Raw genomic sequence first — 26,221 nt, forward strand, 5'->3', positions numbered from 1 at the left:
GATATTGTTCAGCGTTATATTTTGTTAGACTACTGAACTCTCTGTTACCGACATCAATCATTCTGTTAGACTGCTGCAATAGCTGCTGAACTGCCTGTTACCGACATCAATCATTTTGTTAGACTGATGAACTCTCTGTTACTGACATCAATCATTCTGTTAGACTGCTGCAATAGCTGCTGAACTGCCTGTTACCGACATTAATCCATGTTGCCGTGCTCGATAACGAAGATAGATGTTGGCCCCCTAAGGGGTGTAGACTAACACTTTAAAATTGTACCCTAAAAAATCAATAGAATAGATAAATATGACTGATAAAAATGAAATTATTTCGGCTACTCAGAAATGGGTAAAACAACTGGTTGTGAAATACAATATCTGCCCCTTTGCCAGACGCGAAGTTGAACGCGGCTCGATCCGTTATTGTCAGGCAGAAGAGCCTCAGCGCGAGTTTGTGTTACAGACCTTATTAGATGAGTGTCACAGGTTAGACGCTGATCAAGAAATCGAAACAACTTTATTTATTTTGCCCAGCGGTTACGAGGGGTTTTATGATTTTTTAGATTTGTTGGACATGGCCAATGATCTGCTGGAATTGGAAGGTTATGAAGGTGTCTATCAATTAGCTAATTTTCACCCTGATTATTGTTTTGCAGACGAAGTGCAAAATGCACCCTCAAATTATACCAATCGTTCCCCCTATCCAACCCTGCATATTATTCGCGAAAGCAGTATGGAATTTGCCATAGCTAATCATCCCGATGTTGATAGCATTCCGCAGCGTAATATTGAGTTTACAAATAAAAAAGGCAATGCATTTTTTGCGGATTTATTGGCCGGTTGCTTGAAACATGAATAATTGCTGCGGGTATAAAAGCATCAACCTGGCGGTAAAAAAGTCAGTTCAGCTTTATTGCTGCTAAAGATTGTTATTTTAGCGATTGAAAGCTTATTTAACGCACAATCTTCCGGGAAAAGCATCGACAAACTGTCTTTATCCTTATAAATTAGCGTCAATTTAGAAGCTTAATTTATTTGCACAAGCTGAATCCCGCATTTTTAAATTAGTTGTTTATATTTCTCTCTAGTATTTTATATAAAAGCATTCACACAAGGATTTTTTATGGCTCAGCAAGCCTATCAACTACTGCGCATTATTATCATTGACAGTTTCTGGAAAGGGCAGGTTAATGAGCTTAATTTAACTGGCCACACACAACTCGAAGGAACCAATGGCGCGGGTAAAACGTCACTGATGCGTTTGTTGCCGCTTTTTTACGGAATGCGCCCAAGTGATATCGTCAGTAAAGTTGATCAAGCTCGTAATTTCGCGGATTATTACCTACCACGTGATTCCAGTATGCTGGTTTATGAATACCAACGTCCCTTCGGTCAAACCTGTATGGTAATAGCGAGCAGTGAAGGACGTGGTGTGCATTTTAAATTTATTGACGGCGCTTATAACAGTGACTATTTTATTGCCGATAATAACAAACCTTATCGGGTCCGTGATGTTGAAAAATTCTATCGTAATGCCGGCTGCGATTGTTCTGTTTTTTTAGGCGTTGATAAATACCGTCAAGTTATTCAAAACCTACGCAGTGGACGTAAAGTAAAAGACGTGTATTTATTACAAAAGCGTTATTCTTTTAGTGACCAGCCCTGTCCGCATATTGATAAAGTGATTAACGGTACCATTGAAAAGAACCTTGATTTCGATGCTGTTAAACGCATGCTGGTGGCTATTGCCAGCGATCATCTGGCGCGTAACACTGTTGATGAAAAAGAGCAGATCAGCCTTAAAAAAGAGGAAATAAGCCATTGGCTTGCGGATATTCAGGCCGGCCGGGCAATCCAAAAAGTCGCGGACAAAATAACCCTTTGGCAAAATGATTTTAGCAGTCTGGAAAGCCTGCTGCTTAAACTGCAACACCTGCACTTTGAAATTATTGAGCATCAAAAGCGTCTTTTAGCGGTGCAGCAAGAGCGCGGTGAAACAAAAACCGCGAAACGCCAATTATTAATCTCATTAGAGAAACAGCTTCAGGATTCAGTGGATCGTTTAAACGCTGAATTATTCACCCTCAAGGCAAAAATCGAAGCGGATCAAAGTCGTATCAATCTGCTCGATGAAGACAAATTGATTTTTGACCAGGATGACGCGCCCAGCTATCACCTGCACGCCGCACAAGCTCCGCATATCCAAAATCAGTTAAATGAAGTGAATGCTATTATTGAAGCCTTTGAGGGTAATATTAATAAAATTCAGCAAAAATTTGATCGCTTTATTCAAGATAGAAAATTAGAGCATGTCACCGAGATTGCCGGAAATAAAGATAAAACGGCTAACATTAAAGAGACTGCATCGCTGCAATTAACCGTTATATCGGAAGTTTACCAGCAGCAGTGTAATGAGTTGAATGAGCAGTTAAATCAGCAAAACTTAAACTTAAAAATTGGACAGCAACAGATTGAAAATGCGCTGCAAAATGCGCAATTTCAATTAAATCAAGCCATTATTGAACCGGAATTATTGGCCGATATTGAAAATAATCAGGTTCTATTAAATGCGGCGCAGGAAAAACAAACGCAGCGCTTTAAAGAGCAGTCTGCTTTACATACTGAACTGACCCAGTTTGATAAATCACGAGAAAAACAAAGTGATAAATATAAACAGGAAAACCGTTATTTAGAACAGTTACGCAGTGAACGCCTGGAAATTGATCTGCAACGTATTCCGAAAAAAGGCTCATTGCATGATTTTTTAAATAACGAGCCACTGGCAGGAGACTGGAAGCAAAGCATCGGCCGTTTATTAAGCAGCGCGCAACTTGGCCGTTGTGACCTTGACCCTTCCTGGGTAGGTGGGGAATTAAGCTTTTATGGTTTGCAGTTAGATTTACAGCAGATTCAAAACAACGACTCGCTGCTCCTTGATGAAACACAACTGCGTGAAAAACGGGATGCGCTTGAAACAACCTACCTGACGCAAGTTGAGAAGATTAAACAACTGGATGAGCATATTGCCCAGCTCAGTAAGCAGATTGAAAACCAGCAGCTTAGAATAACCCAGGCGGCGCAGGGCTTAAAACAAAACGAATTAACGCTGCAGCAACTCAAAGCGCAGCATCAACATCTTGCGGTTAAAAAACAGCTCGCAGTTAAAGCGCATATTGACAGCGTCAATGAACAGATTCATTCATTGGAAAATCAGAAAAAAGCGCATGATAAAAAACAACTGGCATTTACAGAGTTGCAGCAGGATCAAAAAAGCGAATTAAACAATCAGATGTTAGAAAAGCGCATGGTGGTTGAAAGCGACAGAGATGTACAGTTGGAGTTGTTGAGTGAATCGTTGCTGTCCTTAGAGTCTAGCCATAAAACACGGATCAAAGAGCTGCAAAAACAGAAAAATACGGATTTGAATAAACTTGATCCCGATGGTGAAGTGGATAAACGCAGCCAGGAAAGAAAAGTGCTTATTAAAGCACTGGAAAAATGTGCTGTCTTTGAGCAAAAAGCGCGCAGCTATTTGCAGTTTATGAATGAGCGTTACAGTCACCGAGATAGTCTGGTTGAACATAATCAAAATAGAAATATAAACAAACGTAATATTGAACAGTCCATCGAAGAGTGTCAGATTAACCTTGGCACGCAGATCAGTGATACCAGGGTCATTATCAAAAAGCTCAATATGCAAATTCATGCCAGCGAAGAGCTATTGCTGTTACTCAATGACAGTCATCGTGATTGTGAACAAAATGGTATTAATGCCACCTTTGCAGAGCATCAACCAACCAACCAGGCTGACCTGAGTATCAGTTTTTGCAACGATTGCCTGACCCAATTTAAAAGCATCCATAAACGTCTTAATGAACAACTTAATAAGTTTAATGAACGTTTCAAAAAAGATCATTCAGCCAGTGAGTTATATGAAAATTGGCAAAAGTTAGTTGCCGAGAATGATCAATACCAGGGCGCGGAATTATTATTTAAATATCGCAGTCCGATTGCTGACCTGTTAAGCAGTGCCGAGCAAAAACAAAAAAGCACTTATCAATTAGTGACGGTTAATGCCAATATGATCAATGAGTTCTATCAGCATATAGAAAACTTTGGTCACCGTATTAAACAGATTGGTAAAAAACTATCCACTAATGTCACCGCACTGACCCATTTTGAAGCGCTGGCGGATATTAATGTCACCACCGTGATGAAACAGGAAGAGTTAGATTATTGGGGACCGTTGCAGGTTTTTGCTAAAGCATTTGAATTATACCGGGATCAATTAAGAGACGGGTCGGGGGAAATACCCGATGAACTGGTGCATGCAATGCAAAGACTATCGGCATACTTACCCAGTGAAGGTTTTGCTTTAGCCCATAATAACCTCTTTGATATTGAATTTACGATCACTGAAAAAGGCCAGGTGAAGCATGCCCGTAACGCCAAACAACTTAAAAAAGTGAGCTCCACCGGGCTTTCTTATCTGGCCATGCTGTCATTATTTGCAGGTCTTTTAGGAATGTTACGCGGTACGGGTGAAAACAGCTCGCAAATAATATTACCCGTTGATGAGCTTGGGGAGTTAGCGGCTGAAAATGTTGATTTGTTACTGCAGATGTTTAACGACAATAATATCAGTATTTTATCGGCATCGCCTTCAACAGACAGGCATATCCTTTCACTCTACCAGCGCCACTATAAATTAAAAGACAATAAAATTTTCCATGCCGGCATTCCCGCTTCGCGTTTAGATGAACTGTTAGCGCAACGCGCCAATGCGCAAAAAAATCACGACAGCAGCGTTATACAAGACACCGATGAGAGTATTGGTATAGAACAAAGCGCACAGGAGTTAAGTTAATGTTTAAACAAACGGTGCAAAAATTATTAACCGGAGCCGTTATTTGTGAAACGGCTTATCCGGAAGAGTATGAATATTTAAAAGCGGGCAGTAATAATCAACGGGTGGATGATTTTTTAGCAAATTTAGACAGAAACCTCAGCTATTTAGAAAGCGCTGAAGCGTATTATTGTACCTTCGTTCAGGTTGATCAGTCCAACAGTGTCGAACTGACGGCGCTTTTTTCCGAGATGCGCGCCACTTTCAGACCCCTGGTTGAATTTTTAGACTTGTTATTAACCGCTTCTCATGCGGATCTGCCGGTACGCGCAAAATCCGTGGTCAATATTAATACCCTTTTTGATCCCTTTGAGCACGATCAGACCCTGCGTGATCAGTTACGCCGTTTAACCTCTATCAAACCTTTTAAAACTAACAAAGTGGAAACACGTGAACAGTTGGTGACGGTTTTCCAAAAACTCGAAGAGATGCATTATCTGGTGCGCAAAAACGCCGGCAGCAGCCGTTATTATGCAAGTGCAAAATTTGACCTTATTTATCTGTTAATTGAATTTCTAAATGATTCTGAAAAAGTTGAATTACCGGAAGAGACGCACAGCCAGCAAGAGGAGTTACTCTTTTAATGGCCGGTTATGATGCAGGACAGGTTGCGGAGTTATTACGTAAAATTGGCGCACACGACGAGCTGCTGGCGAATGCTTATGTCTATGGTTCGGTGGTAACAGATCTAGCTGAACAACGTACTATCAATCTGTTACATAAAGCGGGCCTGTTAAGACCCGATGACGAGCCCGGTGAATTTCGTATCACCACGGATTTTAAACGTATGCTCAATCGTTTGATGCGTAAACAAAGCAGTTACCGTCAACTGACCGATATGGGTAAAGTCATTGAAGCTTTGGACGAAACAGTTTCTGACTTTCAACAGGCGATGCAGGCAAAACAGAGTGATGATGCGGAGTTTTATCTCGATCAGTTGGATGATCTACTCTATGAAACCAAAGATGGTTTAAATACCAACCTTGAGAATATGCACTATGCGATTGTCAGTCAGTTTGGTTTTGTCAGTACGCTGGCTAATAAAATAAAACAAAATGAACGTTATTTAAACCATGCCCAAAATTTATTGACTGAACTGCAGCAGATTGATCCCGAATCCTGTTATGAATGGATTAACTGGCCCTGTCCTAATGATTTCGCGCGTAAAATAACCGGCTTTATTTACTGGTTTAACCAGACCTTACCGCGTTTACGTTTTATCATCGATAATATGCGCTTAAGTCTGTTTCGTTTGCGTCGAGATGAAAAGCAGGCAAGCCAGTTACGCAATATGGCCCGTTATTTACGTCAGCATCCGGAATTTGAACTTAACGAGCAGCTCTATGAGGAACCCGGTTTCCCTGAGTTATTGAAGTTTGCACCGGTAATGCAGTTGTGCAGTTACGTTGACCCGCATAATACCGCGGTAGAAACCCCGTTAATGAATCTGGTGCAGGCATTACGCAAACAAAATAACCAACCCGTGCAGAAAGAACGGGATAGCTCGAAAGTGGTGATCAGCAGTATTGAAAAACTCGTTTATGAAAGTGATTTTTTTGAAGAGCAAACCGATTATTTATTTGAACAGGCAATAGAGAGTGATTTGCCGGTCTCTGCACTGGATTTTTGGCAACAGTCACAAACAAATTGGGTCACTCAAGCGCAGCAGATTCATCCTAAGGCTTGGATTGAGCTTGTCTTTAGTTGTTATTGCAAATTAACTAATGAGCAACAGGCTGCGCTAGATATAAAAATGAAAGGCTCACCCGATCCCGGGGTCGCGGATAATTATACCTATAATGATCTGGAAATTGTTCTGCGTTAAAAAGTAAAAGCTGAAGGGCTAAAAAGTTATAAGCTAGAAGGCTAAAGGGCTAGAAGATGGACGTTAAAGGGCTAGAAGCCAAGGGAGTATTTATATGGAAATAATGAAAAAATTATTTATTCTAATATTGTTTATACAGCCTTTAATCGTTTCAGCTAATGCTATTCTTCCGTTCGCCGATCAGGTTGTGGTCGAAAAGTCTAAGCGCAAAATGTATTTGATTAAACAGGGTGTCGTCTATCATGAATACCGAATATCTTTAGGTTATCGTCCGATAGGTCATAAGGGCAAGGAGGGTGATAAAAGAACGCCGGAGGGAAGGTATGTGATTGATTACAGGAATCCTGAAAGCCGCTTTCATTTGTCTTTGCATATCAATTATCCCAGTGAAATGGATCTGCGGTCAGCTGCAGATAACGGTGTCAGCCCCGGCGGAGAAATATACATACACGGACAGCCAAATAATAACAAATATCATCCGTCTCAATTTAAAGGACGCGATTGGACTGATGGTTGTATTGCTCTTACCAACCAGGAGATAACACAGTTTTGGACCCTGGTAAAAGACGGTACGCCGATCGAAATTCGCCCCTGAATGTGACACTTTAGAATGTTTACTATAATAAAAAATGTCTAGAGCAGAAGAGAAAATACCTATTACTCAGCACAGGAGTTTCAACATAAAATATTATACGCTGGTCATTCTATCCGCTTCGCTGCTTTTTGGCTGCACAAGTTATAACTTGGACGGACAAACCTTTTCTACTATGAATGGCGCACTTGATTATCAGCAGAGGATGTATAAGGATCAAATCGAGGAGGTAAAACCCGGCCAATACTTTGGCGGATCAATCTTCATTAATATGCCAACGGACCTTCTTCTCAGTCAGCCTCCCTTTGTAACCGGCTCCCCGAATCCGGAATTACAGCGCTATTTTTTAAGCCTGTATAAACAAGATTTTAAAGCGGTAAAATATGCGCTTGAAAAATCAAATATGTTTGATAATGTGTACGTTAATCAAGTTGATTCTTATCTCAATTATTCAAAAAGTCATGGTTTTAGATATCTGGCTGTGAGCAATGGTGACGGCTCCTGGACAATTGAAGATTTATACCTTGGTCTTAATAAAGTGGCTCGATTTCCAAAAAGCTTTTCTCAAAAAATTAATCTGTTAGAAAATATTATTACAGAATTTGGCACAACAAAAAATGCGGAGCAGCTTCTTAGCGGCTATGTGCCTATTAATGAAACGTTCTCTTTTGATCAAAAAACCGGAAAAGGTAAACTCTCCGTGGACGGGCAGGGGATTCAAACAAGGTATTGGATGCTCAAAAAAATAGCTGACTTTACTGCCGCAAAGAAAGTCGATTCTGGAGGAAATAAAGATTTACCTGGACAATTATTTACGGTTTTAGATGAACAGATTGAAGATGGTTTATTCATCATTAAATTTGATAGCAATGTGTCGTCCTATGATTAAGCTTCTTATTACTTTACCCGCCAACTTGGTCTCTCTTCACTTTCAGTCACAGCCTAATTCATTTTCTATTCTCCTTAAATCTGTTTTATCCGTCATTAATCGCTTGGTAATATGTAACTTAGCTTCTACACTGCAGCAATCTTGACAATAATGAGGTTTTTATGCAGCTAGTGTTAATCGATAAACAACGATATCGTCGCCATTTAAATATTGTAATAGGTGCCTGTATCAGCACCTTGGTGATAGGTAGTTTGAGCGTTGCACAATTGTTGATCTTGTTATTACCGGATCCGTCAGGTTCTCATTTTTATTGGAACTTGCTGGGAGTGGTAACGACCTGTTTATTCTTAATCAGTCTATTATTGAAATTTAAAAGTCATGATTTTATGACCGAAGTGGCTTATGTTTGGGACTTAAAACAGTCTTTAAATAAAATAACCCGAGCGATGAGGAAATTAAAGCTTGCTGCAAATCAGGGTAACCAAAATGCCATGAATGCACTGCAGTTTAGTTATGACGGTTCGCGTCAATTATGGTTATTGGACGATAATCTCCTGACCATAAAAAGTTTAGATGATAGTCAAAAAGAGCTGGATGAATTGGCCGTTAAGTATGATTTTCTGCTCGATGCAAACAGCTATCACAGTGACCAGTTAAAAACCTTCTAATGAGTGGTTTGGTAGGTAATTTACGCTTTTCATGATCACAAGCCGAGTGCGTCAGACAATGACAGCAAATTATCATTGTAAATATATTAATCATATTTGTATTTACAATGATTTATCTCCCATACCTTCAGTTTTAATATAAAATAGTCAAATAATTTTCTGCTAAATCAATTTTGTGGTGTGTCATGTCTAATAAATTCTATCAACAAATTAATCAACAAATCGAACAAGTCAAAAATGACGGCCTGTATAAATCAGAACGAGTCATTACCTCCGCTCAGCAGGCCTTAGTGTCAATAGCAAGTGGTGAGCAGGTACTTAATTTTTGTGCCAATAACTATCTTGGGTTAGCAAACCATCCTGAGTTGATTGAGGCTGCTAAAAAAGGGCTTGATGAGCAAGGTTTTGGCATGGCCTCGGTGCGTTTTATTTGCGGCACTCAAGATAAGCATAAAGAGCTGGAAGCGAAACTCTCTGCATTTTTAGGCATGGAAGATACTATTCTTTATACGTCCTGCTTTGATGCCAATACCGGTTTATTTGAAACTATTTTGAATGCCGATGACGCCATTATTTCAGACGCACTAAACCATGCTTCTATCATAGATGGTGTGCGTTTATGCAAAGCAAAACGCTTTCGTTATGCCAACAATAATATGCTTGAATTAGAAGAGCAATTGATTGCCGCACAAAAAGCGGGCGCACGGCATACTCTGATTGTCACCGACGGTGTTTTTTCTATGGATGGGGTGGTTGCCAATTTACCGGCCATTTGCGATTTAGCTGATAAATATGACGCTCTGGTGATGGTGGATGATTCCCATGCCGTTGGTTTTATGGGGGATCACGGCCGTGGTACCCATGAATATCATCATGTCATGGGCCGTATTGATATTATTACCGGCACCTTGGGTAAAGCCATGGGCGGCGCATCCGGCGGTTATACCGCCGCTAAAAAAGAAGTGATTGATTGGTTACGCCAGCGTTCGCGTCCTTATCTTTTTTCCAACTCGCTTGCTCCTGCGATCGTTTGTGCTTCCATTGAAGTACTGGATTTACTGGCTAAAAGTGACGACTTGCGCACCACACTGTGGGAAAATTCAGCGCACTTTCGCAGTCGCATGACCGAGGCCGGTTTTACCATGGGCGGCAGTGGCCATGCGATTATTCCAATTATGTTGAGCGATGCAAAAATAGCCGCCGAGTTTGCGGAAAGAGCCCTGCGTAAAGGTGTTTATGTGGTGGCTTTCTCTTTTCCCGTTGTACCCAAGGAGCAGGCACGTATCCGCACGCAAATGTCTGCCGCACATAGCACCGAACAGCTTGATTATGCGATTGATGTTTTTATTGAAGTCGGTCAACAGATGGGCTTAATTTAATTGGGGAATAAAATGCAAATAAAAGCGCTGGCAAAATTAAAACCCGAAGTTGGTATCTGGATGACCACGGTCGAGAAACCTCAGCCCGGGCATAACGATCTGTTGATTAAAATCCATAAAACGGCTATCTGCGGGACTGATATTCATATTTATAACTGGGATGAATGGTCACAAAATACCATTCCCGTACCGATGGTTGTTGGCCATGAATACGTCGGCGAAGTGGTCGGAATGGGCCAGGAAGTGCGCGGCTTTAATATCGGTGACCGGGTCTCCGGCGAAGGCCATATTACCTGCGGGCATTGCCGTAACTGCCGCGCAGGCCGCACGCATCTTTGTCGTAATACGATAGGTGTGGGGGTTAACCGCAGCGGTGCCTTTGCTGAATATCTGGTTATTCCTGCTTTTAATGCCTTTAAAATCCCTCTGGGTATATCCGACGATTTGGCCTCTATTTTTGACCCCTTTGGCAATGCGGTACACACCGCGTTATCATTTGATGTGGTTGGTGAAGATGTGCTTATCACCGGTGCCGGACCGATTGGTATTATGGCGGCAGCGGTTGCTAAACATGCCGGCGCACGTTATGTGGTGATAACCGATATCAATGAATACCGCTTAGATTTGGCAAGAAAAATGGGCGTGACCCGCGCGGTGAATGTCGCTCAGCAAAAGATCGAAGATGTTATGTCACAACTGGGCATGACCGAAGGGTTTGATGTCGGCTTGGAGATGTCCGGCGCGCCGATTGCCTTTAATAGTATGCTTAAAAATATAACCCACGGTGGTAAAATTGCACTGCTCGGTATTCCACCTTCTGATATGTCCATTGATTGGAATATGGTTATTTTTAAAGGACTGGTTATTAAAGGAATTTATGGTCGGGAGATGTTTGAAACCTGGTATAAAATGGCCAGTTTAATACAATCCGGTTTGAATTTGAATCCCATCATAACTCATACTTATCCCATTGATAAATTTCAGGAAGGTTTTGATATGATGCTTTCGGGAAAATCCGGTAAAGTCATTCTTGATTGGACCATTTAGTTATTTATATTAGCTGGATTCGAAGCACAATAATTTTACGGCTTGCGCTGTTTTGTAGTTAGGAAATTGATGAATAAACAACTTTTTGATTATTGTAAACGCCAGTTATTAAAACAGCGCCAGGGGGGCTCGGTTAAATTAACCGCGCTTGCCCGTACCTTGCACCATCAATACGGATTTGGTGAGATTGACAGAGGGTCTTTGCATTTTAGCTATGATCAACGCATTTCTCTTATTCGAGAAATTCAAAAGCAATTAAAACTGGATGTTTTGACCGACGAGTATGTCCCTCAATCCCGTCGGGAAAATGCACTGCATAGGCGTAACGAAAAAGATAACAGTCATGCTGTGTGTCGGGATTTTGTGCTTATAAACAGCCTTGATGGTTTGCAGCTAAACGGGCAAGTTTATCCTGCGAATGCTTTTACGTCCTTAGGCCTGTACGTCAAAGCGGATGAGATTAAATCAATCGAGCATAAGCAAATTATATTTGTTGAAAATTTAGAGATGATGGCCAACCTGCCGGCATTGAACCTGCCCGCGCAACTAGATAATCCGTTATGGCTTTACCGTGGTGATATTCAGGAAAAACAACAAACGAGCACGGCTTATGCTTTTTTTAAACGTTTTAATAATAATCAACAGCAATTAATCTGCTTCAGTGATTTAGATCCGGCGGGTATTCAAATTGCACTGACCTGCTCTGCCGAATATTGGTTAACTCCAAAGGACAGTTCGGTGGTCAAATTCTCGCAGGCTAAGGATGCTGAACAAGAATTTTATAAACAGAATGCTGCAATTCAATATTTGCAGCACTATAAAAATCTACCCGATAAGTGCCAAATGGCTTTTGAGTCAATGCTGCACAATCGTAAAACACTAAAACAAGAACATATGCTCGCCCATCAAATTGCGCTCGGGCTTTATAAGTTATAAAAAGGAAAATAAAATGAACCAAGCATTTGACAGTTTTGTCAAAGAACTTTGCAGTGCCAATGTAAACCTCAACGAACCGGTTTTTTTTGCAAAAAGTGCTGTTTTTTTAGAGCAGGAATTGACCCGCTATTTGAACATAGAAGGTCAGCATAGCCATTCATTACGGTTTTTAATCTTATCGGCAAAAAAACTAAAAGATGCTGAAACAGATAATAAATTCTGGAATGCTTTATTGGCGTTTAATCGTTTAATTGAGAACGCCATTGAATCTAAATGCACCTCACAAGACAGTCACGACTGGCTTAGATTTATCAATATTATTGAAACACTGCAGGGCTATAAAGGCAGTCAAATCTTTACCACAACGGATATTAAACAAAAAAGAAAACTGCGCTTGTACTTTGCTTATATGCTGACCTGGGAACACGTACGCTATATTGCAGGCGATGAGGATGATTACTCTCCAAGTGGAGAGATTTTAGACGCTTTTTCAGTAATAGAAGAAGAGGATGAAGATCACCAACATGATCAACATTGCCATAATCATTAATGCTATTAGCAGATTGCTTCACCCTAAATTATTTTTACAAATGAGAACCTAGTATGTTAATTAACAAAAACTCAGTAGTTGAATTCCATTACACCTTAAGAGATTCAGATAAACAACTTGAAAACAGTTTTGGCGGTGCACCATTAGTTTATTTACATGGTTTTAAAGGGTTATTTGAAACACTTGAAAATGCCCTGGTTGGTAAAACGGTCGGCGACAAATTAGAAGTGACATTAACGCCTGAACAAAGTTATGGTCAGCGCCGCGAAGGCGCTTTACAGCGCATCCCTATTAAACATCTGCAGGGGGCAAAAATCTGGAAGCCGGGTATGTCCGCAGTGGTTGAATCAAATCAGGGACGCCAGCAGGTGACCATAGTGAAAGTGGGGCGCTTTAATGCCGATTGTGATTTAAATCATCCTCTTGCGGGAAAAACCTTAACCTTTTCCATTGAAATTATTGCTCTGCGTGAGGCCACAGCCGAAGAGATAACCCACGGCCACGTACACAATAAAGGCGGATGCGGGCATTAATCTCACTTTAAATCTGCTTACAAAAATAAAGGCGCCGTTGCGTCTTTATTTTTGCCCTAAATAGTTTTTATCCCGCCTTTATAATATGATAAACCGTTTGATGTTCTCTCTTGATGTTCTTTCTCAATTCAGGGAAGCTGCCAGTTGCAGCTAGTTATTTGGAATCCTTTGATCTGTTATTTTAAGGTAAGTTAATTTTATGTCAGGAACGCAGCGTCAGAAAATTGCGGGTTTAATCCTCACACGCCGGCAATATGAAACAAAACAAGGCGTAGAAATAGAGTTATGGCTGGCTTCGAAGCAGGGGCCCTGCCGGGTTATTTTACCTGCGCAACGTTATGTGTTTCTTATTCATCAGCAACAGCTTGAACGGGCGCAGACGTTATGGGCAGCAAAGCATTTGGCCCCCGATGAGATTCGCCCTCTTTCGTTGCGCTCTTTTAACGGTGAATCGGTTAGCGCGGTGTATTGCCTGAATAACAAAATTTTCAGGCAACTTCAGGCTGTTTTAAGCACCGCGTCCATTGCTATATTTGAAGCCGATATCAGAGTATGTGACCGTTACCTGATGGAACGTTTTATCTACGGCACCGTCTCGGTACAGGGGGATTTTAGCTGGCGGGGAAGCTACTGGCATTGTCAGGCAGTGACACTTTCACCAACCACATTCACCCCCAAGCTGAAACAGGTGTCACTGGATATTGAATGCAGTCCTTCGGGGGAGCTTTATTCTATTGGGCTCAGCTACGGTAACAGTTCAAATAAAACAGACATTGATAACAGCTCAATTGATAACCAATCAGGGCAGTTAAACGCTGATCGCTACGCAACGGTACTGATGATAGGGCAGTCTCAGCCCGCTGATGATGTGCCCGCTGATGATATTAATATTCAATGGCAGGAAAATGAACCCGCCTTATTGCGAGCATTAGAGGCCTGGTTTCAATGTCATGATCCCGATGCGGTGATTGGCTGGGCGGTTGCAAATTTTGATCTGCGCCTGTTAGCCAAACGCGCTGAAGTCCACAATATGTCCTTAAGACTCGGGCGAGATGGTTCGCCTTTACGTTGGTTAGCACACAGCAGCGAGCCGGAGCAGGGCACGGTGATTTTAAACGGCAGAGTGGTATTAGATGGTATCGATCAACTCAAAAATGCGGGCTGGATGTTTGAAAGCTTTAGTCTCGAATTTGTCAGTCAAGCGATGTTATCGACAGGCAAACTGATCACCAATATCCACAATTATACCCATAACAAGGGATTGGAGATAAAACGCCAATTCGAGCAGGAACCTCTCTCACTGGCCCGTTATAATCTTCAGGATTGTCTGCTAGTTGAGCGCATCTTTGCCAAAGCGCAGTTAACTGAATATGCGATACAACGCGCGCGCTTAACCGGGTTAGCACTGGATCGTCGCGGCGCATCGGTTGCAGCTTTTACTAATCTGTACCTGCCGTTATTACATCGCAGCGGTTACATTGCGCCTAATATCGGCGACATTGAAGCGCAGCACTCACCCGGCGGTTTTGTCATGGACTCCACGCCGGGGCTTTATGATTGGGTATTAGTACTGGATTTTAAATCGTTGTATCCTTCTATTATCCGTACTTTTAAGATTGATCCCATGGGTATGATTGAAGGACTTAAAGAACAGCACAAGCATTCCATTCCCGGATTTAGAGGTGCAAGATTCAGCCGTGATAAACATCATTTGCCGGATATTCTCGACAAGCTAACGGCCGCCAGAGAGTCCGCTAAAAAAGAAAATAATCAACCTTTTCAGCATGCGATTAAAATCATTATGAACAGTATGTACGGGGTGCTGGGATCGGCGGGTTGCCGTTTTCACGATACCCGTCTGGCCAGTTCAATTACCCTGCGCGGTCATCAAATTATGCTGGAAACCCGTGATTTTATTGAACAGCAGGGCGATCAGGTGGTTTACGGCGATACCGATTCAACCTTTGTGTGGTTAAAGGACTGCAGTAATGCCATTGATGCACAGGCGCGCGGAAAAGTACTTGAAAAATGTATTAACCACTATTGGCAGAACAAACTTAAGTGTGAATTTCAATTGGAGTGTTTTCTGGAAATTGAGTTTGAAACCTGTTTCAGGAAATTTTTTATGCCGACGTTACGGGGATCCGATACCGGCTCTAAAAAACGTTATGCCGGATTAAAAATAACGCCCGACGGTGAATCGATGATATTTAAAGGGCTGGAAACGGTGCGCTCCGACTGGACCGAGCTTGCTCAACATTTTCAGAAAAAGCTCTATGCTAAAGTATTTGCCAAGCAGCCGATCGATAGATTGATCATAGATACGGTCGAGTCGTTAAATAACGGTCAGCTGGATCAGCAGTTGATCTATCATAAACGCCTGCGTCGTCCTTTAAATGCGTACCTTAAAAATGTGCCTCCGCAGGTGCGGGCTGCGCGTTTGGCCGACAAGATTAATGCGAATTTAGGCCGCCCGCTGCAGTACCAGCAGCGCGGACGTATTGCTTATCTTATTACTGTAAACGGGCCAGAGCCTGCAGATTATCTTCAATCGGAGATCGATTACCAGCATTACATAGACAAGCAGTTGAAACCGATAGCCGAAGCGATACTGCCGCTGCTTGGCAAAAATTTTGACGAAATGATTTCGGATCAAATGCGTTTGTTTTGATCCCATAAAAATGTAATGCAGCGCACTGTTAACCTATTGATGGTGTATTCCATGGGCTTTGACGTATTTATTAACAGGTGAAGAATAATCAAACTAGTCTCTTGTTTTAGTCATTATCTTGTGTATTATTCGTACATAGTCAGCTCAACCATTAAATTTTTTGCATTCAAACTGGTTTGTATCCTAACAAACCATATATCTTAAAAAATTAAAGGAAACCCAATCATGAAAAAATTACTGAATGTATCTATCTGTCTGTTTATGTCATTGTCTGTCTTTGCCAACGCGTCTGCCTTGCAAAAAGCCCAGCAGGGTGAGGTTGATTCACAATATCAACTGGGCGAAATGTACTACAGCGGAGAAGGTGTCGCTCAAGATTATAAGACAGCGGCAAAATGGTATCAGAAAGCGGCAGCGCAGGGTAATTCCAAAGCACAATTTAAACTCGCTGAAATGTATTACAGCGGAACGGGACTGACTCAACATTATAAAACCGCCGCAAAATGGTATTTAAAAGCGGCACAGCAAGGTGATGCAAAAGCCCAGTTTAAACTGGGCTTGGTCTATTTAACGGGTGAAGGTGTTGTGCAAAATATTAAATTAGCGCTTATGTGGACTCATTTATCGGAGTCTAATGGTTATCATAATGCGCGAAAAATGAAAAATATTTTGTCAATGCGCGCATGATTTATACCAAAATAATTAATGAAGTGATCAATGATTGCAAAGGAAAAATCAGCACTAATAAGGCGTGAGTTGCAGGAGATAGTTGTTCTCACTTCAAAACTTACAACGCAGTTAGGGTTGATTTTAACCAGTAAGGGTGATCATCTTTTTAGTTCTTTTGGTATTAGAAGCTACTAAGGGAAATATGATGAATGAACTTGCTTCCCATAAAGTGCACTGTCCCTATTGCGGTGAAATAATTGAACTGCTGATCGACTGCTCCGTGGAACAACAAAATTATTTAGAAGACTGCGAAGTCTGCTGTTGCCCGATCGTTGTTGATGTCAGCATAGATAACCAAGGGCAACGGTTAGTTAATGTCAGGAATGAAAACCAATAAAAAGTTATTAAAAAAGATGATGAAATTATTTTCATCATCTTTTTTGTTGTTCAACCTAAATATGCTCAGATTTAATGTAACAAGCTATACAATTTACGACGGTATTCGCTGACTAAAGCAGGATCGTCTACGGTTGATAGAATGTCTATCATGGTCTTTTTAGGCGCGCCATTATCGTAGTCTAAATTGTTAACTAATAATTCGTATAACAACGCTAAGGCTTCGCGGTTACGGTTGGCCTGATTATATTGAATGGCCAGTTGATATTTAATCGCCAGTTTATCCTGCGCCGTTTCAAGTTGCGCTTCTAACGCGGTTATCTCAGGCGTTTGTGATGATTGCTCGGCTAATTCTAATTGTGATATTAAACTATGGTAAATCATGTTTTGATCGGCCATCGGGATAATATTCAAAATAGGTTTTGCATCTTCATGTTGACCCATTGCCAGGAAAACCTGCGCTAAAGCTAATTTAATCTCATTATTATCAGGCGCCATTTTTGCAGCTTCAACAATCTTCGTTTTGGCCTCGGCTAACTGCCCCTGGGCGAATAATGTTTGTCCTTCCTGCAGTAAAACCTGACTTTGGTCGGGAGTATGTTTACTTATAAAAGTGCGTATAAACTCTTCACTTTGCTCTCCGGCAAAGCCGTCTACGCCTTGCCCGTCGATGAACATAAAGACACTCGGTACACTTTTCACGCCAAAGTGGCTGACTATCTGTTGCTCCTGATCGCAATTAATACGCGCCAGCGTAAATGCCTGTTCATCTTCAGCATGTAATTTATCCAGTAAAGGCAACAAGCTGAGACATGTTTCACTTTGCGGGGACCAGAAAACCACTAAAACGGGTTTTATTTTTGAACCTTCGAGAATTATTGATGGGAAGGTAGAGACGGTAATATCATGATTATTAGTATACATTTTATCCTCAACAGTTAGCTGCCATTCATTTTCAGGCTAGATTATCGTTTAAAAAGAGGAACGCAAGCACCAATCTCTTATTTTTGCTTTAAGAAGTTGAATCTATCCGCTTTATTGCTTGTTTTTAAGTGCATGCAAAAGTAACATTGATGAATCACTAAAGAGGAGCTTTAAGATGTTAACAGGCAGTATTGTCGCACTCGTGACACCCATGGATAAAACCGGTGAAATAGATTTCCTTACCTTAAAAGAACTTGTCGAATTTCATATAAAATCTGGCACCGCTGCTATCGTCGCTGTAGGTACTTCTGGGGAATCTGCAACATTAAATGTTGATACCCATGCAAAAGTTGTTATGAAAGCGCTGGAATTTGCGGCTGGCCGCATCCCTATTATTGCGGGCAATGGAGCAAATTCAACCTCCGAAGCTGTTTTGTTAAGCAAACTTTTCGCCAACAGCGGTATTGTAGCCGGTCTTAACGTCACTCCCTATTACAATAAACCGACCCAAGAGGGTCTCTACCAGCACTTTAAAGCGATTGCAGAGTCCTGTGATTTACCGCAAATATTATACAATGTGCCCGGTCGAACCGCCGTTGATCTGTTGCCGGAAACGGTTGCGCGTCTTGCTAAAATAAAAAACATTATCGGTATCAAAGAAGCCACCGGTGATTTAAATCGTCTTGCGCAAATTAAAGCATTAGTTGATGATGATTTTGCTTTATATAGTGGTGATGATGCGACTGGTTGTGACTTTATTCTTCAGGGCGGACACGGGGTTATTTCCGTAACCACTAATATCGCGCCGACTGAAATGGCTAAAATGTGTGAATATGCATTAAGCGGTCAGACTGATTTAGCTAAAGAAGCAGATGGTCAGTTAGCACCCGTGCATAAATACTTATTTATCGAATCTAATCCAATTCCGGTGAAATGGGCCTGCGCAGAGATGGGATTATTACCCTCTGCCGATTGTCGTTTACCTTTAACGATTTTGGATGAAAAATATCAGCCGATTGTCCGTCAGGCTTTAATTGAAGCTAAACTACTTTCATGAAAAAACTCTTTAAATCAGGCCGGGTAACGGCAGCCGTCATTGTTGCTTTATCCCTAAGTGCTTGTGCTCGTTTTGATGCCAGAATGCAAGCCAATGGTGATTTTGATTATGACCAAACTCCTATGGGTGAAAAATACCAAACGGGCACTTTTACTCAAGATGAAGCAAGAAATCTTTATGATATTCCAGCTTTAACTGAGCAGCAAAAACGCCTTGGATTTTTATCTTCCGATGTTGACATTCGCCCTCCCGCTCAGTTAATCCCGGTGATTGACGGGGTGGTACTTGCGGCAAATAATAGCGATAAAACCACGGTATTATTTAATGCGTTCAATAACACTGAAAATATGAAAGAGCAGGTTTGGAAAATTCTTGAGTCATATATCAACGCCAACAAGATTGCGGTTGTTGAAAAAGATTCCACTCTTGGACAGATAGAAACGGGGATATTTCGCCAGCAACACGTGATTGACAGTTTTTTCTCCAACAATGAGATATTAAGGGAGTCGAGTTACCGGTTTACTCTGACAGAGTCACAAGGACAACGAAATGTGGCTTTGAATGTGGAAGCGTTAAGTTATTCCGAAAAAAGTGACGATACAACTATTAAGGTAAATTTATCGGCAAGAAGTAAAAAAAGCATTGAACTGCGTATGGTGAATGATCTGTTAAATTATGCTTATCAATTAAAAGCTGCCAGTGATTTACAAGTAGCCGGAACGCAACCACTGCCCATAAAATTAGGCTATGACGATAATAATCAACTGGCCTGGATTGTGGATGCTAACTTTCTTGTTAGCTGGACTAAACTGCCCGATTTGCTGACGTTATTAAGATTTGAACAGGTTGATTCAGATAAAAATCTGGGTTATTACCTGGTTAAATTTAAAGCGCCCAATGCAGAGTACTGGCCGGAACATGATCTCAATCCTTTCGAGCTTGACAATGCAGAATACTTTATTCAATTAGGTGAATTGGATAATGGCAGTACTTCGATGATTTGGTTAGATGCGGATAAAAAACCATTAGCAGACAAAAAAGTGACCGAGATTTATTTCAGTATCACCTCGAAAATTCGCGATGTTTTACTGTTAAATAAAGATCAAAGTAAATCCTTATAGTTGCCTTTCGGTAATAAAATAAACAGGAAAGACCATTAGACTATTTATCTTGTGGTTTTTCTTTTTCCTGCTTTTCCAGTAATGCTTTGTCTTTCTTTTCCTGTATTTCGCGCAATAGCGCTTCAGGTACTTTTAGTTTTCTCAGGAGCATTGAGTTAGATATTAATATTCCTAAAAGAAAGACGAGAATTAATGTTATTACCCAAGCATTCATAATAATCTCCTTAATATAAAATCAGTGTCTGTGAATATAAGCTAAAAGTCCGAACAATAAATTGATCAACTATTTTATTTTAAAGCTAAGCTGCATTGAAGTCTTTTTAATAAAACACAACATAATATTATAAGTCAAAAAAATAGCAGGACAACTGCCTGCTATGAATATTATTTTAGGTTATATCTAATCGATTAAACCGTATTGCTGGTCAAGAATTTCAATGATCTCAGCTTTCGGGTTCTCGGAGAGTATTATTTTATGGCCGATGATTTTTTCAGCAATACCGGTATAGGTTGCGGATATTTTCATCAAAACTTCCGCAGGAAGGGCATTGTTTGTCGCCAGAGCCGTTCTCTCAACCATCCGGTCTTTGTTTAAAAGAATATCCGGATCAGGAAAGTGGTTTAATAATAACTGCCTAAAATCTTCTTTAGAGTTCTCTACAATGTTACCTTTTTGGAATTCAGCCGCATCCCAAATTCGTGATGAATCAGGCGTACCCACTTCATCCATGTAGATGAGTTTCTCATTACCGGCTTTATCATTGACATAGCCAAACTCAAATTTAGTGTCCACGAAAATCTGACCAATTTTAGCTAATTCATCACTGATGACATTAAAGCCTTCTTTTAACAATTTTTCATAAAGGGCAATGTCTTGTACTTTAGTGAAGTTAAATGCAGCAAAGTTTTGTTCAATATTCTGACGGGTAATATTGACATCATCAACGGCAGCTACGCCGGGAATTCCCTCAAGAATACCTTTGGTAGAAGGGGTGATCAGCAATTCTGGTAATTTTTGGTCTTTTTTCAATTCATTCGCTATTTCAATACCGCAAAAGTCACGTTCGCCTTTTTCGTAAGCGCGCCACATTGAACCGGTGATATATTGACGGCAAATGGCTTCAATCATTACCGGGCGTGCTTTCTGCACTATCCAAACTAACGGATGGGGGATATCTAGAATATGACTGTCGGCTAGTCCCTGCTCTTTGAACAGTTTAAACCAATGGTTAGAGATAGCATTAAGGGCGGCACCTTTGCCCGGCACACCATTCATGCCACCTTCTGCGTGCCAAATACAGTCAAAAGCTGAGATACGGTCACTGATGACCATGATAGCAAGCGGTGCATCTGCTGCAACATCATAACCCTTGTCTGCGATTAAACGACGGCTATCGGATTCTGTTAACCAATAAACAGAACGTACTTTACCACTGTGCACAGGTTGATCGGAGCGAATGGGGAGATCATTATTAACAGCTAATACTTTATCGGCAAGACTCATAAACAACTTCCTATATGCAAAATTAGATGAAACAAGGGTGCCTTGTCTCGGAATAGATTTGGTGGCTAATAATAGCAGAATAGCGTTAGCGGTGCATTTCAAAAATAACAGTTACGAGCACAAATTAATTTGATTATTGCAAGCGCTGATCGGGTAACGATAATCGTTTACTGTTAAAGTTCGGCAAGTTTAGTCCCTAATAACAATGTGCAGAGTCATGCGCAGAACAATTCGAAGAATAATGATAAATAATTATGCCAAATAATAAACTTTATAAATGGAGTGAATTTAGTTTCAGGCGCCGCCTGTTAGTGATTATGACTTTTTCCGGTTTAATTCAACTTTTAATTTTATCTGCTGCCGGTTTTATATATCTAAAAGATTGGCAGTCACAGGACAGTGGTAACAAAGCCCTGGGCGTTGCAAAATTTTTAGCGGCGACGCCGATGGTCAATAATGCCCTGCAGCAGCAAAATCCGCAGTTAATTCAAAATGAAATTGAAGTACTGCGCAGCTCAATCAATGCGGCATTTATTGTGGTTGGCGATATTAACGGTATTCGTTATTCTCATCCTATTGCCGAACGTGTTGGCCTGAAGATGCAGGGCGGAGATAATGATAATGCATTAATAGACGGGCTCTCCTATGTTTCCTATGCAAAAGGCTCATTAGGTAACTCGGTTCGCGGTAAAACCCCTGTTTATGATCCCGCCGGCAATATTATCGGGGTGGTCTCGGTCGGTTATTTGGTCACCACCATTGATGATAAGGTTTACCATTTTCTGTTTTTTTTGATAGCCATGGCTTTGCTGGTCGTGCTTGCTAATGCGCTTATTTCCAATTTTACCGCACGGCGCTTTCAGAATGCTATTTTGGGATTTGAACCGGAAGAATTTGGACGGCTTTATATGGAGCTTCAGGTTACTTTAAGTACCATCAAAGAGGGCATTATCAGTATTGATAAAAATAGCTATGTCACTTCTATTAATCATAGTGCCTGCCAGATATTAAATCTTAAAAGTGAACAAGTATTACATCAAAGCCTCAAATCAGTGTTACCAGAGAGTGATTTAACCGATATTTTGTTAACTAACAATCCTGAAAATGATATTGATATTATTCTTAATGGCCAAGCCATTATTGCCAATAGGCAGTTGATTATTGTTGAAGGGGAAGTCGTCGGTGCTGTTTCCAGTTTTCGGCTTAAAAATGAAATTACTGAACTGACTAAACAGCTCTCACAAATTCGCGAATATGCGGATCTATTACGCTCACAAACCCATGAGCATCGAAATAAACTGAATACCATCAGCGGTTTGATTCAACTTGGAAAAAAGGCTGAAGTGTTACGCTTAATCGGGCAGGAAACTGAACGTTACCAGTACCTTATTCAATTTTTGCGGGAAGCCATTCTCGAGCCGATTATTGCCGGTGTGTTATTGGGTAAAAGTGAAAGAGCAAGAGAATTAGGCTTAGTGCTGGATATTGACGACGGCTCGCGATTGTTGGCGCTGTCAGAACATATCCGTCCTGAAGATCTGGTGACCATTTTAGGGAATTTTATAGATAATGCCTTTGAAGCCTGTCTTTCTGCCCTAGTTTTAAATAAACAAGATAAAAAAGTGAGCGTCAGCATCACCGATTACGGAGAGGAAATTATTATTGAGGTTGAAGATAATGGTTGTGGTTTACCGCAACAGTTCAAGCAGCAAAGACTGATTCAAAAAAATGTCTCCAGTAAACCGGGTAAGCACCGCGGGGTGGGCCTATATTTGGTAGATCAAATTATCACGCAATATAAAGGTCAATTGATTATGGAAGGTAAAGACAGCAAGGGAGCACGGGTAACCGCTTATATACCTAAAATCCTACAAAAGGTCCGATAAATGTCAGAATATAACAACATTAAAGTGTTAATCATTGAAGATGATTTGGGGATCGCCGAAATTCATCGGCGTAATTTGATGCAAATAGAAGGGTTTGATGCGATCGGCATTGCCGCAAGCAAAATGGAGGCGGAAACCTTATTAGATGTTTTATCGCCGGATCTGATCCTATTAGATCTGTATCTGCCCGATGGCAATGGACTTGATATTTTAAGGTATCTGCGCCAACATGCGCATGCCTGCGATGTGATTTTAATTACCGCGGACAGAGAGGTCGAAACCTTGCAGCAGGCTATGCGCGGCGGGGTGGTTGATTATCTGCTCAAACCCGTGGTCTTTTCGCGTCTGCAGGAAGCGCTGCAGAAATATTTAAAACAAAAAAATAAGTTTGGCAGTCTAGATGATTTAGATCAGAGCGTGGTTGATTCTATGATTTTTAATGCTTCCAGCAGCACAGCATCGGGAGGACGACTGCCCAAGGGGATAGATAAAGTGACCCTGGATAAAGTGCGGGCGTTGCTTGAAGATCAGGCGCAGATAACCGCAGATAAAGCGGGGGAGCTTATCGGGGCAAGCCGAACTACTGCCAGAAGGTATCTCGAGCACCTTATTGCTGCAGGTGAATTACAGGCGGATTTACGCTACGGCACGGTAGGAAGACCGGAAAGAACATATAAAACTACATTTAAAACTACATTTACAAAAACACGCGGGTGAATGCCGGTAAGCGTTAATATTTTCACGCTTACCGGCAGCGCTTATTCCTGCGGTTGAAAGGCTAACTCTATGTCCGTGATGCTGCTCGGATCATCGATAGTAGAGGGCATAGTATATTGCTCACCGTCGGCAACTTGTTTAATGGTTCTGCGCAGCACTTTACCGGATCGTGTTTTAGGCAGCCGGTTCACCACCAGAACCCGTTTAAGACTGGCCACCGCGCCAATATCGTCACGTATTTTTTGTAACAGTTCTCTTTCAACATTACCGTCGACGGAATAATGGCCATCTTTTAATACCACAAAGCCGATCGGCATTTGACCTTTTAAATCATCGTGGGCACCGATCACGGCACACTCGGCCACATCGGGATGTCCACCCAAGACCTCTTCCATCTCGCCCGTAGATAACCTATGCCCGGCGACATTAATCACATCATCAATCCGCCCCATGACAAACAGATACCCGTCTTCATCCATATAACCGCCATCTCCCGAGACATAATAGCCGGGGAACTGGCTTAAATAACCGGATTGAAAACGCGGATGATTGCGCCAAACCGTCGCTAAACAACCTGGCGGTAGCGGGCATTTTATAACAATGTAACCCTGAGTGTTAGGCGCTACAGGCATGCCGGTCTCATCGAAAATTTCTATCTGGTAACCCGGTGTCGGTTTGGTCGATGAGCCTGCTTTCAACGGGAAATTCTCTAAACCAAGAGGATTGCCTGAAATTGCCCAGCCGGTTTCAGTTTGCCACCAGTGATCCACCACCGGAAGTTGAGTCTTCGATTGTACCCATTCCAGCGTCGGAGGATCTAAACGCTCTCCGGCCATAAAAATAGTGCGTAACGCGGGCATCTTATACTGCTTGATTAACTGACCTTCCGGATCTTCTTTTTTAATTGCGCGAAATGCCGTGGGAGCAGAAAACAGAATGTTGACCTTATATTCTTCGCAGACCCGCCAAAAAGCGCCTGGATCAGGTGTTCTTACCGGTTTTCCTTCATAGAGTATAGTAGTGCAGCCATGAATTAACGGCGCATAAACTATGTATGAATGGCCCACGACCCAGCCGACATCAGATGCTGCCCAATAAACATCACCCGGCTGAGCATTGTAAATGGTCGACATGCTGTATTTCATGGCCACCGCATGGCCGCCGTTTTCACGGACAACGCCTTTGGGTTTTCCCGTTGTACCCGAGGTATAAAGTATATAGAGCGGATCACTGCCGTTGACCGGAACACAATCATGGGCAGTGGAGATGGCGACCTGCTCTGCCCAGTCAATATCCCGACCCTCTGTCAGTTCAGCCGGGCATTCGCTGCGCTGCAGCAGCACCACATTCTGTGGTTTAAAGTGGCTGTCCATAATGGCTTTATTGACCAGAGGCATATACGGAATTATTTTTTTGATTTCGATACCACAAGACGCGGTCATGATCACTTTCGGCTCGGCATCGTCGATTCTGATGGCCAGTTCATTTGCTGCAAACCCGCCAAATACCACAGAGTGTATTGCCCCTAAACGGGCACAGGCGAGCATTGCCATCACCGATTCTGCAATCATCGGCATATAGATAATCACGCGGTCGCCCTTAGTGACGCCGAGATCTGCCAGCATGCCTGCCGTGCGGGCAACATGATCGGTTAATTGATTGTAGGTGTACTGCTGTTTTTTCCCGCTGACGGGAGAGTCGTAAATCAGTGCCGTTTGCTCTCCTCGGCCGTTTAATACATGGTAATCGAGGGCCAGATAGGCGGTATTCATCTGCCCGTCAGCAAACCAACGGTCAATGCCATTTTCGTCTGTGCTTAATATTTTTTCCGGAAATTTAAACCACTCAATGGCGTTGGCCTGTTTTTTCCAAAAAGTCTGAGGATCATTCTTAGCTTGATTAAATTCATTTTGATATGCAGAAATCATGATATTTCCTTTTGTTAAACCCT

The 26,221-nt window shown here is 41.7% G+C and carries 23 protein-coding genes; 19 read left to right on the forward strand and 4 right to left on the reverse strand.

Annotated features, from left to right (window positions below; all coding sequences use genetic code 11):
* Window positions 1–307 precede the first annotated feature (307 nt).
* The 15 genes from ACJAZP_RS03845 (at window position 308) to ACJAZP_RS03915 (ending at window position 17,062) form a co-directional block, all read left to right on the forward strand.
* Window positions 308–859 (forward strand): DUF1415 domain-containing protein, encoded by a 552-nt coding sequence (locus ACJAZP_RS03845; RefSeq protein WP_415229409.1) that lies wholly within the window; start codon window positions 308–310, stop codon window positions 857–859.
* Window positions 860–1,123: 264 nt separating this feature from the next.
* Window positions 1,124–4,867, forward strand: a complete 3,744-nt coding sequence (locus ACJAZP_RS03850) for an ATP-binding protein (RefSeq protein ID WP_415229410.1) — start codon at window positions 1,124–1,126, stop codon at window positions 4,865–4,867.
* Complete coding sequence (locus ACJAZP_RS03855; protein ID WP_415229411.1) at window positions 4,867–5,490, forward strand: hypothetical protein; 624 nt, start codon at window positions 4,867–4,869, stop codon at window positions 5,488–5,490. The genes ACJAZP_RS03850 and ACJAZP_RS03855 overlap by 1 nt, the downstream gene beginning before the upstream one ends.
* On the forward strand, window positions 5,490–6,731 hold the full coding sequence (locus ACJAZP_RS03860) for a hypothetical protein (protein WP_415229412.1): 1,242 nt from the start codon (window positions 5,490–5,492) through the stop codon (window positions 6,729–6,731). The genes ACJAZP_RS03855 and ACJAZP_RS03860 overlap by 1 nt, the downstream gene beginning before the upstream one ends.
* A gap of 94 nt (window positions 6,732–6,825) precedes the next feature.
* A complete protein-coding gene (locus ACJAZP_RS03865; protein WP_415229413.1) occupies window positions 6,826–7,326 on the forward strand; it encodes a L,D-transpeptidase family protein in 501 nt (166 codons plus the stop codon).
* A 34-nt stretch (window positions 7,327–7,360) separates the two neighbouring features.
* Window positions 7,361–8,212 (forward strand): hypothetical protein, encoded by an 852-nt coding sequence (locus ACJAZP_RS03870; protein ID WP_415229414.1) that lies wholly within the window; start codon window positions 7,361–7,363, stop codon window positions 8,210–8,212.
* Between the two features lie 161 nt (window positions 8,213–8,373).
* Window positions 8,374–8,880 carry a DUF3087 domain-containing protein gene (locus tag ACJAZP_RS03875; RefSeq protein ID WP_415229415.1) on the forward strand — a complete coding sequence of 169 codons (507 nt, stop codon included), beginning with the start codon at window positions 8,374–8,376 and terminating at the stop codon, window positions 8,878–8,880.
* Window positions 8,881–9,065: 185 nt separating this feature from the next.
* Window positions 9,066–10,259 (forward strand): glycine C-acetyltransferase, encoded by a 1,194-nt coding sequence (locus tag ACJAZP_RS03880; RefSeq protein WP_415229416.1) that lies wholly within the window; start codon window positions 9,066–9,068, stop codon window positions 10,257–10,259.
* Between the two features lie 12 nt (window positions 10,260–10,271).
* Complete coding sequence (gene tdh / locus ACJAZP_RS03885; RefSeq protein ID WP_415229417.1) at window positions 10,272–11,306, forward strand: L-threonine 3-dehydrogenase; 1,035 nt, start codon at window positions 10,272–10,274, stop codon at window positions 11,304–11,306.
* A 69-nt stretch (window positions 11,307–11,375) separates the two neighbouring features.
* A complete protein-coding gene (locus ACJAZP_RS03890; RefSeq protein ID WP_415229418.1) occupies window positions 11,376–12,242 on the forward strand; it encodes a hypothetical protein in 867 nt (288 codons plus the stop codon).
* Between the two features lie 13 nt (window positions 12,243–12,255).
* Complete coding sequence (locus ACJAZP_RS03895; protein ID WP_415229419.1) at window positions 12,256–12,792, forward strand: hypothetical protein; 537 nt, start codon at window positions 12,256–12,258, stop codon at window positions 12,790–12,792.
* A 53-nt stretch (window positions 12,793–12,845) separates the two neighbouring features.
* A complete protein-coding gene (locus ACJAZP_RS03900; protein WP_415229420.1) occupies window positions 12,846–13,325 on the forward strand; it encodes an FKBP-type peptidyl-prolyl cis-trans isomerase in 480 nt (159 codons plus the stop codon).
* A gap of 199 nt (window positions 13,326–13,524) precedes the next feature.
* Window positions 13,525–15,996: a DNA polymerase II gene (locus ACJAZP_RS03905; protein WP_415229421.1), complete on the forward strand. Its 2,472-nt coding sequence runs from the start codon at window positions 13,525–13,527 to the stop codon at window positions 15,994–15,996.
* A 225-nt stretch (window positions 15,997–16,221) separates the two neighbouring features.
* On the forward strand, window positions 16,222–16,683 hold the full coding sequence (locus ACJAZP_RS03910) for a tetratricopeptide repeat protein (RefSeq protein ID WP_415229422.1): 462 nt from the start codon (window positions 16,222–16,224) through the stop codon (window positions 16,681–16,683).
* A gap of 187 nt (window positions 16,684–16,870) precedes the next feature.
* A complete protein-coding gene (locus ACJAZP_RS03915) occupies window positions 16,871–17,062 on the forward strand; it encodes a CPXCG motif-containing cysteine-rich protein (protein ID WP_415229423.1) in 192 nt (63 codons plus the stop codon).
* Window positions 17,063–17,133: 71 nt separating this feature from the next.
* Here the strand turns inward: ACJAZP_RS03915 and ACJAZP_RS03920 are convergent, their stop codons facing one another.
* Window positions 17,134–17,985, reverse strand: a complete 852-nt coding sequence (locus ACJAZP_RS03920) for a tetratricopeptide repeat protein (protein WP_415229424.1) — start codon at window positions 17,983–17,985, stop codon at window positions 17,134–17,136.
* Window positions 17,986–18,160: 175 nt separating this feature from the next.
* On the opposite strand from ACJAZP_RS03920, the gene dapA reads away from it, so the two are divergent.
* Complete coding sequence (gene dapA, locus ACJAZP_RS03925) at window positions 18,161–19,042, forward strand: 4-hydroxy-tetrahydrodipicolinate synthase (RefSeq protein ID WP_415229425.1); 882 nt, start codon at window positions 18,161–18,163, stop codon at window positions 19,040–19,042.
* Window positions 19,039–20,163 carry an outer membrane protein assembly factor BamC gene (gene bamC / locus ACJAZP_RS03930; RefSeq protein ID WP_415229426.1) on the forward strand — a complete coding sequence of 375 codons (1,125 nt, stop codon included), beginning with the start codon at window positions 19,039–19,041 and terminating at the stop codon, window positions 20,161–20,163. Before dapA ends, bamC begins: the two co-directional genes overlap by 4 nt.
* Window positions 20,164–20,203: 40 nt before the next feature.
* On the opposite strand, the gene ACJAZP_RS03935 is transcribed toward bamC, so the two are convergent.
* Together ACJAZP_RS03935 and ACJAZP_RS03940 are read right to left on the reverse strand one after the other, a co-directional pair.
* Window positions 20,204–20,377 (reverse strand): hypothetical protein, encoded by a 174-nt coding sequence (locus ACJAZP_RS03935; protein ID WP_415229427.1) that lies wholly within the window; start codon window positions 20,375–20,377, stop codon window positions 20,204–20,206.
* A gap of 186 nt (window positions 20,378–20,563) precedes the next feature.
* Window positions 20,564–21,667 (reverse strand): phosphoribosylaminoimidazolesuccinocarboxamide synthase, encoded by a 1,104-nt coding sequence (locus ACJAZP_RS03940; protein WP_415229428.1) that lies wholly within the window; start codon window positions 21,665–21,667, stop codon window positions 20,564–20,566.
* A 254-nt stretch (window positions 21,668–21,921) separates the two neighbouring features.
* Between ACJAZP_RS03940 and ACJAZP_RS03945 the strand changes: the two genes are divergently transcribed.
* Window positions 21,922–23,553 (forward strand): ATP-binding protein, encoded by a 1,632-nt coding sequence (locus ACJAZP_RS03945; RefSeq protein WP_415229429.1) that lies wholly within the window; start codon window positions 21,922–21,924, stop codon window positions 23,551–23,553.
* Window positions 23,554–24,270 (forward strand): DUF977 family protein, encoded by a 717-nt coding sequence (locus ACJAZP_RS03950; RefSeq protein ID WP_415229430.1) that lies wholly within the window; start codon window positions 23,554–23,556, stop codon window positions 24,268–24,270. It abuts the gene before it with no gap.
* A gap of 41 nt (window positions 24,271–24,311) precedes the next feature.
* Here ACJAZP_RS03950 and ACJAZP_RS03955 read toward each other — a convergent pair whose 3' ends face one another.
* Window positions 24,312–26,198, reverse strand: a complete 1,887-nt coding sequence (locus ACJAZP_RS03955) for a propionyl-CoA synthetase (protein WP_415229431.1) — start codon at window positions 26,196–26,198, stop codon at window positions 24,312–24,314.
* Between the last annotated feature and the right edge of the window lie 23 nt (window positions 26,199–26,221).

The sequence above is a fragment of the Psychromonas sp. genome (genome assembly GCF_047632955.1).
In the GTDB taxonomy this organism is placed as follows: domain Bacteria; phylum Pseudomonadota; class Gammaproteobacteria; order Enterobacterales; family Psychromonadaceae; genus Psychromonas.

Coding starts and splice junctions, on each gene's coding strand:
- ACJAZP_RS03955 (WP_415229431.1), bottom strand. CDS start 26,198: ATGATTTCTGCATATCAAAATGAATTTAATCAAGCTAAGAATGATCCT.
- ACJAZP_RS03920 (WP_415229424.1), bottom strand. CDS start 17,985: ATGTATACTAATAATCATGATATTACCGTCTCTACCTTCCCATCAATA.
- ACJAZP_RS03915 (WP_415229423.1), top strand. CDS start 16,871: ATGAATGAACTTGCTTCCCATAAAGTGCACTGTCCCTATTGCGGTGAA.
- bamC (WP_415229426.1), top strand. CDS start 19,039: ATGAAAAAACTCTTTAAATCAGGCCGGGTAACGGCAGCCGTCATTGTT.
- ACJAZP_RS03870 (WP_415229414.1), top strand. CDS start 7,361: ATGTCTAGAGCAGAAGAGAAAATACCTATTACTCAGCACAGGAGTTTC.
- ACJAZP_RS03865 (WP_415229413.1), top strand. CDS start 6,826: ATGGAAATAATGAAAAAATTATTTATTCTAATATTGTTTATACAGCCT.
- ACJAZP_RS03890 (WP_415229418.1), top strand. CDS start 11,376: ATGAATAAACAACTTTTTGATTATTGTAAACGCCAGTTATTAAAACAG.
- ACJAZP_RS03850 (WP_415229410.1), top strand. CDS start 1,124: ATGGCTCAGCAAGCCTATCAACTACTGCGCATTATTATCATTGACAGT.
- ACJAZP_RS03935 (WP_415229427.1), bottom strand. CDS start 20,377: ATGAATGCTTGGGTAATAACATTAATTCTCGTCTTTCTTTTAGGAATA.
- dapA (WP_415229425.1), top strand. CDS start 18,161: ATGTTAACAGGCAGTATTGTCGCACTCGTGACACCCATGGATAAAACC.
- ACJAZP_RS03950 (WP_415229430.1), top strand. CDS start 23,554: ATGTCAGAATATAACAACATTAAAGTGTTAATCATTGAAGATGATTTG.
- ACJAZP_RS03895 (WP_415229419.1), top strand. CDS start 12,256: ATGAACCAAGCATTTGACAGTTTTGTCAAAGAACTTTGCAGTGCCAAT.
- ACJAZP_RS03910 (WP_415229422.1), top strand. CDS start 16,222: ATGAAAAAATTACTGAATGTATCTATCTGTCTGTTTATGTCATTGTCT.
- ACJAZP_RS03940 (WP_415229428.1), bottom strand. CDS start 21,667: ATGAGTCTTGCCGATAAAGTATTAGCTGTTAATAATGATCTCCCCATT.
- ACJAZP_RS03945 (WP_415229429.1), top strand. CDS start 21,922: ATGCCAAATAATAAACTTTATAAATGGAGTGAATTTAGTTTCAGGCGC.
- ACJAZP_RS03880 (WP_415229416.1), top strand. CDS start 9,066: ATGTCTAATAAATTCTATCAACAAATTAATCAACAAATCGAACAAGTC.
- ACJAZP_RS03845 (WP_415229409.1), top strand. CDS start 308: ATGACTGATAAAAATGAAATTATTTCGGCTACTCAGAAATGGGTAAAA.
- ACJAZP_RS03875 (WP_415229415.1), top strand. CDS start 8,374: ATGCAGCTAGTGTTAATCGATAAACAACGATATCGTCGCCATTTAAAT.
- ACJAZP_RS03900 (WP_415229420.1), top strand. CDS start 12,846: ATGTTAATTAACAAAAACTCAGTAGTTGAATTCCATTACACCTTAAGA.
- ACJAZP_RS03860 (WP_415229412.1), top strand. CDS start 5,490: ATGGCCGGTTATGATGCAGGACAGGTTGCGGAGTTATTACGTAAAATT.
- ACJAZP_RS03855 (WP_415229411.1), top strand. CDS start 4,867: ATGTTTAAACAAACGGTGCAAAAATTATTAACCGGAGCCGTTATTTGT.
- ACJAZP_RS03905 (WP_415229421.1), top strand. CDS start 13,525: ATGTCAGGAACGCAGCGTCAGAAAATTGCGGGTTTAATCCTCACACGC.
- tdh (WP_415229417.1), top strand. CDS start 10,272: ATGCAAATAAAAGCGCTGGCAAAATTAAAACCCGAAGTTGGTATCTGG.